The sequence below is a fragment of the Dethiosulfovibrio salsuginis genome (genome assembly GCF_900177735.1).
Classification (GTDB): Bacteria; Synergistota; Synergistia; order Synergistales; family Dethiosulfovibrionaceae; genus Dethiosulfovibrio; species Dethiosulfovibrio salsuginis.
This window is the reverse complement of sequence record NZ_FXBB01000003.1, coordinates 61079-72684: the sequence shown is the minus strand read 5'-3', so window position 1 is coordinate 72684 and position 11606 is coordinate 61079. Positions and strand designations below refer to the sequence as shown.

Sequence of the window (11606 nt, the reverse complement as noted above, 5' to 3'; positions counted from 1 at the left end):
AGGGGATGTGAACCAAGTGGAAAGGGCAAAAAAAGGCGACTGGGTACAGGTAAAACAGATCGTGCTGCCTCCGGATGGCAGAGCCCCTCAGGCTCCTGAGGACACCAAGGCGACCCCCCTTCTCCTGTGGGTTAAGGGATTTGCCAAGTCCGAAGGCGCCATAGGAGAGGAGATCTCCGTCGAGACCTTGACGGGCAGAGAGGTCAAAGGAGAGCTCTCCGCCATCAACCCGAGATACGTCCACGACTTTGGCGACTTCGTGCCCGAGTTTCTCGTAATAGACGTGCAGCTCAGATCGCTCATGGAGGAGGTGTAGAGATGACCTTAGATATGTCCTACGAGGCGGTAATGGGCCGTAAAAACGAGATAATGAAGAAGGCCATAGGCATAGACTACTCGGAGTTCGAGTCGGGCTCTCTATCCTTCGACTACGAGAGGATGATGCACGAGGCGGGCTATTCCCTGGAGGAGATAAGGGATATCCAGGGGGCCACAGGGGTGGGCAACACCCCTCTTCTTGAGCTCAGGAACATCACAGCTCTCGCCAGGAAGTACGCCCCATCTGGCAAAGGAGCCAGGATATTCGTCAAAGACGAGGCTTCTAACCCCTCCGGCAGCTTCAAGGCCCGTAGGGCCGCCACCGCCGTCTATCACGCAAAAAAGCACGGCTACAAGGGAGTTATCGCCGCCACCAGCGGCAACTACGGCGCCGCCGTGGCGTCCCAGGCGGCCATGCAGGGGCTCAAGTGCATCATAGTACAGGAGTGCTACGACAGCAGAATGATCGGTCAGCCGGAGATACTGGAGAAACAGAGGGCCTGCGAGGCCTACGGGGCGGAGGTCGTTCAGCTCACCGTAGGGCCGGAGCTCTTCTACACTTTCTTGAGCCTTCTGGAGGAGACGGGATACTTTAACGCCTCTCTCTACACCCCCTTCGGTATAGCGGGGGTCGAGACACTGGGCTACGAGTTGGCCGAGCAGTTCAGGGAGAGGATCGGCTCCGCTCCTGACGCTGTGGTCGTCACCCATGCCGGAGGCGGCAACGTCACAGGCACAGCCAGAGGGCTTATAAAGGCCGATGCTGAGGACACTTTGGTTGTCGGTGCTTCGGTGGACCTCTCGGGGCTTCATATGGCCTCGGACCACGACTTCAACCGCAAGTCCTTCACGACCGGTCACACCGGGTTCGGCATACCTTTCGCCACGTGGCCCGACAGGGCCGATGTGCCGAGGAACGCCGCTCGACCCCTTCGCTACCTGGACCGCTATCTTCTGGTCAAACAGGGCGAGGTTTTCTACATGACCGAGGCCCTGGCTATCCTAGAGGGACTGGAGAGAGGCCCCGCAGGGAACACCTCTCTCACCGCCGCCTTCGTCCTGGCTCAGGAGATGGACAGGGACCAGACCATCGTCGTCCAGGAGACCGAGTACACTGGGGCGGGAAAACATCCTATGCCTCAGATCAGCTTCGCCAAGAAAAACGGCGTAGAGGTGCTCTTCGGCGACCCTGACACCGAGGTCCCTGGAAAGAACATCGTTTTCCCTGAGAACCCGAGCGCCATAAAGATCAGGGAGTTCGACCTGGACAAGGCCAGGCGGTCCTACATCCGCAACTCGATGGCAAAAGTCTGTTGTCACAGCTGTGTATCCGACGACGACGTGGCTTTCATGGCGGCGGAGACAAAGACCGACGAGGGCTTCGTCCGGTCGGTAATGGAAGAGCTAAAGGCCTCTGAGTAACCTTAAAGGCGGAGGCGGCTTATCGGTCGCCTCCGCCTTTTTAAGCTTCTGAAAAACGTTCCTTGGGGAACGGTTTTGCCGTATGGGGGGATAAGACTATGAAGAGAGAAGACGATTTTCAGGTACGCCGTCAACACCTGGCGAACCTATCGGAAGAGGAACTGAAGGCCCGTTTCTGGGAGTTGGCTGGTAAAGTAGTGGATCCTATGCTAGAGCTGGGAAAGACCCACACTACCCCCGCTGTAGAGAGAAGCGTCCTGCTTAGGATGGGCTTCTCCAGCCTGGAGGTCAAGCCTATAGTCGAGGGCGTTATAGCCAAGGGCCTCATGCCCAAAGGCGCTGGCAACGTAGTATGGCGTCTGTCGAAAAAGCTTGGAGTTTCGGTACGGGAAGCTGGAGTCGCCCTGGCGGAGGGCAAGCACTGGGATACGGTAGAGACCTTGTTCGGAGGGGATAACAGATGACCATGAAGCTTGAGCCCAATAAAAGGCTGGACGTCAAGGAGCTCCTTAAGGACCTGGAGAACTACCGTCCCAAGCGCAGAGGCTGGCACTGGAGAGAGGGCCGAGACAAGGTCCACAAAATAGGCGACTTCGAGTTCCACGAGGCGTCGGAGAGCCTTAAGAACTCCGTTCCTCTGCCTGGAAGCCGTGGATTCGGCTACATCGATCCTCAGCCCGACTGCGTCATAACCACCGAGATAGCCTCCGGTCGCTTTGAGGACGATGTCCGTAGGATGAGGATGTCCGCGTGGCACGGAGCGGACCACCTCATGGTCATCCGCACCGCAGGACAGTCCCATATAGACTCTCTCCTTGAGGGAACCACCCAGGGCATCGGCGGGATCGCCGTCACCAGAAAGCAGGTCAGGGCCACCAGAAAGGCCCTCGACGCCATAGAGGAGGAGGTCGGCCGTCCTATAAACTTCCACTCCTACATCTCCGGCGTGGCTGGCCCCGACATAGCCGTCATGTTCGCCGAAGAGGGGGTCAACGGAGCCCACCAGGACCCTCAGTACAACGTCCTGTACAGAAACGTCAACATGGTAAGGAGCTTTGTCGACGCCTGTGAGGCCAAGAAGATCATGGCCTGGGCGGACATACTCCAGATAGACGGAGCCCACAACGCCAACGCCACCGCCATGAAGGCCTGGAAGGTCCGTCCTGAGCTCATGGTTCAGCACGCCATAAACAGCATCTTCTCCCGTAAGGTGGGTTTAAAGCCGGAGAACATAGCCCTCTCCACAGTTCCGCCTTCAGCTCCTCCTGCACCATGCATGAGGCTGGACCTGCCCTACGCCGTGGCCCTTAGGGACTTTTTCAGCGAGTACAAGATGAGGGCCCAGCAGAACACCAAGTACATGGAGTCGGATATGAAGGAAGCCACGGTCACCCACACCTTGAACCTGGTGATCTCGAGGCTTACCAGCGCCGATATCCAGTCCACCATAACCCCCGACGAGGGTAGAAACGTGCCGTGGCACTACAACAACATCGCCGGGACCACCACCGCAAAACAGGCCCTCAACGGCATGGACGGCCTCAGGGAGATGGTCAAGATCGATCGAGACGGCCCTCTCGGCGACGTCGTCCGTGAGCTCAAGGAAAGGGCCGTCCTCTTCATGGAGGAGATCCTGGAGGTCGGTGGCTACTTCAAGGCCGTCGAGGAGGGATTCTTCGTCGACAGCGGCTACTACCCGGAGCGCAACGGCGACGGAATAGCCCGCCAGGCCGACGGCGGCATAGGCTGCGGTATGCTCTTTCAGAGGGACCCTGACTACTTCGCCCCTGTCTCGGTCCACTACGGAAACAACTGTATTCCCGAGGAGTTCGACGGCAAAGCCTCCGCCGCCATAGGCGGAGACACCTTCGAGGATCCCTCAAAGATCGTCTTTGTGGACGAACTGGACGAGCAGGACAACGTCAACGTCCGTCTCGCCGAGCTGGATAAATACTACGAGACCAACCTCATCAAGCCGGAGGTGGAGTGGAGGGCCGACGGTATAGTTGCGGTCAACCTGTTCCTCCCTGTGGACGAGAGGACCGCCGAGTTCGCCGCAATCAAGTGCGGCGAGAAGATGGGCCTGGACGAGGTCACGGTGGTACACAAGCTGGCCATGCACCCCTCCGAGGGAACCTACGTGGAGATAAAGGGCAAGGTCAACTTCGACATAAACGTCGACGAGCTGGTCATCCCCGAGAAGGAAGAGACCCTCTCGGAGGAGGAGATCAGAGCGGACATAGCGGAGAACCCCATATTCGTCGTGGCTGCCACGGTGGGCCAGGACGAGCATTCCGTGGGCCTTAAAGAGACCTTGGACATCAAGCACGGCGGCATAGAGAAGTTCGGCATCAAGTACCTCTATCTCGGAACTTCCTGCCCTGTGGAGAAACTTGTGGACGCGGCCATAGAGACCAACGCCGACGCTATACTTGCCTCGACGATCATCACCCACGACGACGTCCACATCAAGAACATGAAGAAGATCCACGAGCTCTGCATCGAGAAGGGCATCAGGGACAAGGTTATCCTGGCCTGTGGCGGTACACAGGTGACCAACGAGATAGCCAAGGACTCGGGCATGGACGCCGGGTTCGGCCGTGGCTCAAAGGGTATAGACGTGGCCAGCTTCCTGGTCAAGTTCCGCAGGGGACAGGCATAGAATGAAAGTCGCCGTGTTGGTGGCCGAGATCGGCAGCACCACCACGGTGGTCAACGCCTTCGATGGAATAGGCGGCCCCTGTCCCAGATTTGTGGGACAGGGGCAGGCCTTTACGTCGGTGCTCCAGGGCGATGTCACCGTGGGCCTTAAAGGTGCGGTTGAGGACCTGAAAGGAAACCTGGGAGTCTCAGAGCTTCAGTGGGACGAGATGTTGGCCACCTCCAGTGCCGCTGGGGGACTGAGGATGAGCGTCCATGGCCTCGTCTACGACATGACCGTCAGGGCGGCAAAGGAGGCGGCCCTCGGAGCAGGAGGCATTCTGAAACACGTCACGGCGGGAAAGATGCGTCGGACGGACCTCAAAAAGATATCCGAGATTAAACCGAACATAATACTTGTGGCTGGAGGGGTGGACTACGGCGAGAGGGACACAGCCCTCCACAACTTCGAGCTGGTCGCCGAGCTTGGGCTGGACATCCCGGTTATCTACGCCGGAAACGTGGAAAACCAGGAGGAGATCGAGGAGATCGCCCAGGAGAAGGGCATCAGGCTCTATCTGGTCGAGAACGTCTATCCCAAGGTGGACCAGCTGAACGTCGAGCCCACCAGGTCCGTCATACAGCAGGTCTTCGAGGAGCACATAATCCACGCTCCCGGCATGACCACCGTAAGGGATATGGTCGACGGCCCTATCCTCCCCACCCCCGGCGCCGTCATGGAGGCCGCCAAGGTCCTCAAAGAGGCCATAGGGGACCTGGTGGTCTTCGACGTAGGAGGAGCCACAACCGACGTCCACTCGGTGACCGAGGGAAGCGAAGAGGTCAGCCGTCTCCTCATAAGCCCCGAGCCAGAGGCCAAGCGCACCGTGGAGGGAGACCTGGGGGTCTTCGTCAACAGGTATCACGTGGTGGAGAACGTAGGCAGGGAAGAGCTCCTTAAGGACTTCCCCGACTTAGACGAACTCCTGGAGAAGGCCACCGCCATACCCGGTGACGACAGGTCAAGACAGTTCTCCGAGCGGTTGGCGGAGGAGGCCATGATAATGTCCCTCCAGCGGCACGCCGGAACCCTTAGACACCTCTACGGTGCCTCGGGCAAGAGGACTATCGCCGAGGGAAAGGACCTCACCGAGGTCAAGTATATAGTTGGAACCGGCGGGGCACTCACCCGTCTGCCGAGGCACAGGGAGATACTGGCAAAGGCGGCGGGATACGGAAAGGGCCTGGAGCTCTATCCCAAGAAGGACGCAAAGGTTTTAGTGGACAACCACTACATAATGGCGTCCCTTGGCGTCCTCTCCAAAAGGTATCCCGAGGACGCTGTGGCTCTGATGCTCTCCAGCCTGGACTGGGAGAACGAAAAATAGGACGACAGGAGGGGATAGGATGAATTATCCTGCACTTATAATAGACAGGGCAAAACTACAGGAGAACACGGAGATATTCTCCAAACGGTGTCACGACAGCGGCATCTCGGTGGCGGCGGTCAGCAAGGTTTACTGCGGAATGGCTGAGCTGGTCCAGGCCCAGGTGGACGGCGGGGCGGACTGGATCGCCGACAGCCGGATAGAGAACCTGGCTAAGATGAGGGATATCAAAATCCCGAAGATCCTCCTCAGGCTTCCTATGATCTCCCAGGCCAAAGAGGTCGTGGAGCTATCGGACCTGAGCTTCGTCTCCGAGGTCGCCACCTGTAAGGCCCTTTCCGACGCCGCAGTAGCAGCAGGAAAGGTCCACGAGGTGCTCCTCATGGTGGATGTAGGGGACTTGAGAGAGGGAGTCTGGCCCGACCGAGCGGTGGACGTGGCGGGAGAGATCCTTTCCATGGCAAACATAAAGCTCAAGGGAGTCGGGGCAAACCTGACCTGCTACGGAGGGGTCCTTCCAAGCGGTGAGAATATGTCCCTGCTGGTGTCGGTCGCGGAGGAGATAGAGTCCCGTTACGGGGTCACCCTGGAGATGGTGTCCGGCGGAAACTCCTCCTCCATAAACCTGATAGGCACCGACGATATGCCCAGTAGGGTGAACATGCTCCGCCTCGGCGAGTCCCTGACCATAGGCTACGAGACGGCCAAGGGAACCAGGGTCCCCGGGCTCCACGGCGACGTGTTCACCTTGGCGGCGGAGATCGTAGAGATCCAGACCAAGCCGTCGGTCCCAATAGGGGAGATAGGCCGCAATGCCTTCGGCGATATCCCGGTGTTCGAGGATCGAGGCCTGAGGAAGAGGGCCATAGTGGCCATAGGCCAGCAGGACATGAGGCCCGACTCGATTTTCCCAAAGGACAGGGCGATACTGGTCCTAGGGAGCAGCAGCGACCACATGATACTGGACATAACCGACAGCGACAGCGATTGGAAAATAGGCGACGTGATAGAGTTCAACCTGGGCTACGGCGGCGTCCTGGCCGCCAGCACCAGCGACTACGTCTCCAAGGTCATAATATAAAGGCCATCCGCCTCGGAGGGCACGTCCTGTGCCCCCTCGGCTTGGGGCGACGTCCTGTCGCCCCATTCGTTCTACACTACGGCAGGTCGAGTATACGGGCTCGAAGGGGCTTCGTCGGAACGGTCTCTCCGAGGATCAGCAATCTTATAGAACATCTCCTGTGGTGATCTAGACTAAACCGCCAGAGCTATAAAGTTTCCTTTTATGAGGATCAGTGACACCGTGGTCACGGTGATCCACAGTAAAATGGCACAGAGCAGAGGTCTCCCTCCCGCCTTTCTCAGGTCCTCCACCGTAAGCCCCGCTCCCACCAGAAACAGGGTGGCGGTCATGAGCCTTTTCCCCAACGAGGCGAGCCCCGTCCAAGCTGGGTCGGCCTGTGGAATAAGGCTCCGAATCAGGGCTGCTGCCATAAATCCCACCAAAAACCACTGTATCTTGGCGCTCGAGTCCTTCTTATGAAGCCTGGCTGCGACGAATGACACCGGAACGATCCACAGGGCTCTGGTCAGCTTTACCGTGGTGGCAAGAGCCAGGGCGACGGTCCCGTAGGCCGCACCAGCCCCTACGACGCTGCTGGTGTCGTGTATAGCCAGAGCTGCCCATAGGCCGAACTGGTCCTGGGTCAGGCCGAAGGCGTGGCCTATAGGTGGAAACAGCACCAAGGCGACGCCGTTTAGCAAAAACCCCACCGCCATGGCCACCGCCGTGTTGGCCCCTGATGCCCCTATTGCCGGGGCTATGGCCGCTATGGCGCTTCCGCCGCATATGGCGGTCCCTCCGCTGAGCAAGGTGGAAAGCTCTCGGTCCACCTTCAGAGCCCTGCCGAGCAGCCAACCGATCCCCAAGGTGAGGCCTATGCTGATCGCCGTGATGCCCAATGATTCGGACCCCACCTTAAGCACCACCCCTATCTGTAGACCAAACCCCAGCAGCACCACCGACCCCTGAAGCAGGTACTTTCCCGCCTTCGACGTGGACGACCTGGCGGGATTTCCCACCGTCAGGCCCAGCAGGGCTCCCGTGCAGAGCCCCGTCGCCGGCGACGACGTCAGGGTACTGAGGGCGAAGGCCACGACAAGCCAGGATATGGGGTTCCTGATAACCCTTTCCATACAGCATCTCTCCGTTTCGATTCGATTTTTCCCCTGGTTACGACGGTATATTACACCTGTACTATCGTTGCATCCAACTCATGGATATGATATGTTTCATCAATTATGTCGATCGATAGAGATGTAACCATAAGACAGATAGAGATTTTCGCCGAGGTCGCCAGATCGGGAAACCTGACCTGTGCCGCAACCAGGTTGGGTATGTCCCAGTCGGCGGCCAGCATGGCGTTGAAGGAGCTGGAGAGGCTTCTCGACGGGCCCCTCTTTGGAAGGGTTGGCCGAGGGCTGATCCTAAACGACAGAGGGCGGCTCCTGTTGCCTCTGGCGGAGGAGGTCCTGGGCTCGATCGCCGAGTTTACCTCCGTCGGTCGCTCCGGGAAGGAGCCGTCGGGAGATCTGACCGTGGCCTGTAGCACCACCATAGCCAACTACCTTTTCCCCTTCCACATGAAGGCCTTTATGGACCTCTATCCTAAGGTGTCCATATACCTAAAAGTCGGCAACACCATGGAGATAGAGGAGGAGATCTCCAGAGGGACCGCCGATATAGGTCTTGTTGAGGGGGATGTACAGGGCGACAGGCTGGCGTCGGAGGACTGGGTTAAAGACGAGCTGGTGGTGTTCTGCTCTCCCCGATGTCCTCTGGCAAAAGAGGGGGCAGTATCTCCCCATAGGCTGAGGGAAGAGCGTTGGATACTCAGAGAGGACGGATCGGGAACACTGAGCACAGTGATGGACGCCCTGGGGCGGGAGGGCGTGGCCCTATCCCGGACCGTCAGGATAGGCCACACCGAGGCGATAAAGAGGGCGGTGGAGGCCGGTATGGGAATAAGCTGTCTGTCTCGGTTCGCCGTGGAGAGGGAGGTGGCCCGGGGCGAGCTGGTCATAGTCGATACGACCATGGCCCTGCACCGTTGGTTCCGGGTGGTCTACCACAGGGGAAACCGAGGAGGTTCGGCCTTTTTAGCCATGATGAGGTGGCTGATGGAACATCGATCCAAGGTTTGCCTCCATCGGGATCAGGACAATCAAGAAATATTCTTGATATTTATGTGATTGCTCAGTCGCCCTGCCGATTTAGGTCCTAAATCAGCAGTTCCTTAGTCTTTTGTAACGTGCTATCATGATATTAGAATAAAAAGGGTGATGACATGGAACAAATGGAATTTTGCTTGGAAGATATTGGAATTGATTCTGGATCTAATTTGAGTAGCAAGTCTCTAATTTGGGATGATTTTAAATTCATTGACTTATTCGCCGGAATTGGCGGTATTAGGATTGCCTTTGAAAGTGTTGGCGGAAAATGTGTTTTTTCTTCTGAGTGGGATGATCGTGCTTGTGAGACCTATTTCGCCAATTTTGGTGAACATCCGGAGGGAGATATCACTAAAATAAATACGGATAAGATACCGGACTTCAATATTCTTCTTGCCGGATTCCCCTGCCAACCATTTAGCATTATCGGGGATAGAACAGGGTTTAATCACGAAACACAAGGAACCTTGTTTTTCGATATCGAACGTATCTTAGCTGCGAAAATGCCCCTCGCTTTTATGCTGGAAAATGTTAGAAACCTTACCGCTCACGAATCTGGAAGGACTTTTAAAATAATCATTGCTCACTTGGAGTCGCTTGGTTATTATGTGCATTATAAAGTTTTAAATGCTCTTGATTTTGGAGTGCCGCAAAAGAGAGAACGAATAATCATTTGCGGTTTTAAGCACGATGTTCCCTTTTGTTTCCCCAAACCTGTTCCCGAATCGGAAAAGCTTTCTCTGCAAGATATTCTGGAACCGAATGAAGATCTTGATGAGAAATTATGGGTTAATGATAGTATAAGATTAAATAGAATGTTGAGAATGAAAAAATTTATATCCACTCCTTACATCACTCACGAAAATGTTTCCGGATCGGTAACTCCGCATCATTTTTCCTGTGCCTTAAGAGCGGGAGCTTCGGCTAATTATATGCTCATAAACAACGAACGAAGACTTTCCGCAAGAGAAATGCTGCGATTGCAAGGGTTTCCCGACGATTTCAAAATAGTTGTTCCTTACAGTTCCATACGAAAGCAAACGGGAAATAGCGTAGCTATTCCAGTGATAAAGGCTGTTGCTCGACAAATGTTAAAAGCTCTTAGACATTGTGAGGAGATTAGAGATTATGACTGATATCTTGCAGGCTAGGGAATCGTTAGACAAAGTTATAGATAAGAGCAGAGTTCACCTATATAAACCCATACAAATTGCTGAAATTTTGTATCAACATCGCATTACAAAAGGAAATATTAATTTAAATAATCTTGAGGAATACAGAAATGATAGCAAGAGATGGAGAGATGATGTTTGTAGGGAATTGCTTGGACGAGTTTGCACAAGTTCTGCTAAATATCAAGATAACTTGTTTGAAAAAAATGCATTACCTCCGGAGATGATTAATGAACTCGGGAGGGTTAATCTTATTACGGGCGGGGCTGTGGAAGCCTATATCTACAATAAATTTACAGGCAAACACAGTCAATTAATAAAAATACTTGATTATTGCAAGGAGGCCGCTGTTAATACTTTTAATGTTGAAGACCTGATAAATTCTTTCCGTGAGCAACCGGGGCTTAAGCGTAGCTTAGACAAGGTATATGAAGTTGTTGTGTATGCTCTTTTTCATACTCTACTAGCTGAGCTCGAATTTTCAGTTGAAATATCCATGAATGAAGATAAAGTGTATATCCTTGAAGAATTTAGTGATTTTGCGGATAAAGTAATGTGCTTGAATTTAAACAACAAAAGTTTTAATCAAAAAGCTAAAATTTTTAGGGTAGGAGTGACGAATGCCTCTGATCGCGGACTCGACATGTATTCAAACTGGGGACCGGTGATTCAAGTCAAGCATCTTAGTCTCGAAGAAAGCTTGGCTCAAGAAATCGTTGACGGAATATCGAGTGATAGAATAATTATTGTATGCAAGAAAGCAGAGCAAAAGGTTATCAATTCTTTGCTTACCCAAATTGGTTGGCGAAATAGAATCCAAAGCATCGTTACCGAAGAAGATCTTGTTCTTTGGTACGAGAAAGCTCTGCGTGGCAATTACTCAGCTACTATCGGAAGAAAACTGCTTACCTGTCTTGAAAATGAAATATTGGAAGAGTTCCCTTCGGTAGGCGAGATGCCTGATATTATTAAAAAAAGAAATTATGGTTCTGTTAGTGACGAGTTTTGGCTGCAGTTGCATTAAGCACTGAAGTGTAAGCCACTGGAACCTGTGTGCTAAAGCGACTGTAACTATTCAGTTGCCCCATCGGCTGAAGGAAGAGCGTTGGATACTCAGAGAGGACGGATCTGGCACACTGATCACAGTGATGGATGCCCTGGGAAAGGAGGGCGTGGTCCTATCCCGGACCGTAAGGATAGGCCACACCGAGGCGATAAAGAGGGCGGTGGAGGCTGGTATGGGCATAAGCTGTCTCTCTCGGTTTGCCGTGGAGAGGGAGGTGGCCCGGGGCGAGCTGGCCATAGTCGATACGACCATGGCCCTGCACCGCTGGTTCCGGGTGGTCTACCACAGGGGAAACCGAGGAGGTTCGGCCTTTTTAGCCATGATGAGGTGGCTGATGGAACATCGGTCAAGGGCCTGATAGGCCCTTGG

11 protein-coding genes are annotated in these 11606 nt (G+C 54.7%); 10 read left to right on the top strand and 1 reads right to left on the bottom strand.

Annotated features, from left to right (window positions below; genetic code table 11):
- The first annotated feature begins 7 nt into the window (after positions 1-7).
- From ortA to B9Y55_RS02470, 6 genes are all read left to right on the top strand, one after another.
- The gene (gene ortA / locus B9Y55_RS02495) at positions 8-316 is read left to right on the top strand and encodes a 2-amino-4-oxopentanoate thiolase subunit OrtA (RefSeq protein WP_234986104.1); all 309 of its coding nucleotides are present in this window, start codon (positions 8-10) and stop codon (positions 314-316) included.
- 2 nt (positions 317-318) lie between these two features.
- Entirely contained in the window at positions 319-1740 is a 1422-nt protein-coding gene (gene ortB, locus B9Y55_RS02490; protein ID WP_085543774.1) for a 2-amino-4-oxopentanoate thiolase subunit OrtB, read from the top strand.
- A gap of 98 nt (positions 1741-1838) precedes the next feature.
- Positions 1839-2204, top strand: coding sequence for an ornithine aminomutase subunit alpha (locus tag B9Y55_RS02485; RefSeq protein WP_085543773.1), 366 nt, complete (start codon positions 1839-1841; stop codon positions 2202-2204).
- Positions 2201-4402 (top strand): D-ornithine 4,5-aminomutase subunit OraE, encoded by a 2202-nt coding sequence (gene oraE, locus B9Y55_RS02480; RefSeq protein ID WP_234986103.1) that lies wholly within the window; start codon positions 2201-2203, stop codon positions 4400-4402. Before B9Y55_RS02485 ends, oraE begins: the two co-directional genes overlap by 4 nt.
- Position 4403: 1 nt before the next feature.
- Positions 4404-5768 (top strand): GlmL-related ornithine degradation protein, encoded by a 1365-nt coding sequence (locus tag B9Y55_RS02475; RefSeq protein ID WP_085543772.1) that lies wholly within the window; start codon positions 4404-4406, stop codon positions 5766-5768.
- A 19-nt stretch (positions 5769-5787) separates the two neighbouring features.
- Positions 5788-6849: an alanine/ornithine racemase family PLP-dependent enzyme gene (locus B9Y55_RS02470; protein ID WP_085543771.1), complete on the top strand. Its 1062-nt coding sequence runs from the start codon at positions 5788-5790 to the stop codon at positions 6847-6849.
- A 173-nt stretch (positions 6850-7022) separates the two neighbouring features.
- On the opposite strand, the gene B9Y55_RS02465 is transcribed toward B9Y55_RS02470, so the two are convergent.
- Positions 7023-7964: a YeiH family protein gene (locus B9Y55_RS02465; protein WP_085543770.1), complete on the bottom strand. Its 942-nt coding sequence runs from the start codon at positions 7962-7964 to the stop codon at positions 7023-7025.
- Positions 7965-8069: 105 nt separating this feature from the next.
- On the opposite strand from B9Y55_RS02465, the gene B9Y55_RS02460 reads away from it, so the two are divergent.
- The 4 genes from B9Y55_RS02460 to B9Y55_RS02445 all read left to right on the top strand — a co-directional run bounded on the left by B9Y55_RS02460 (position 8070) and on the right by B9Y55_RS02445 (position 11595).
- Complete coding sequence (locus tag B9Y55_RS02460) at positions 8070-9020, top strand: LysR substrate-binding domain-containing protein (protein WP_085543769.1); 951 nt, start codon at positions 8070-8072, stop codon at positions 9018-9020.
- A gap of 95 nt (positions 9021-9115) precedes the next feature.
- Positions 9116-10135, top strand: a complete 1020-nt coding sequence (gene dcm / locus B9Y55_RS02455; RefSeq protein WP_200806610.1) for a DNA cytosine methyltransferase — start codon at positions 9116-9118, stop codon at positions 10133-10135.
- A complete protein-coding gene (locus B9Y55_RS02450; RefSeq protein ID WP_085543768.1) occupies positions 10128-11195 on the top strand; it encodes a HaeII family restriction endonuclease in 1068 nt (355 codons plus the stop codon). Before dcm ends, B9Y55_RS02450 begins: the two co-directional genes overlap by 8 nt.
- Positions 11196-11250: 55 nt before the next feature.
- Positions 11251-11595, top strand: coding sequence for a LysR substrate-binding domain-containing protein (locus B9Y55_RS02445; RefSeq protein ID WP_159448205.1), 345 nt, complete (start codon positions 11251-11253; stop codon positions 11593-11595).
- Positions 11596-11606: the final 11 nt, after the last annotated feature.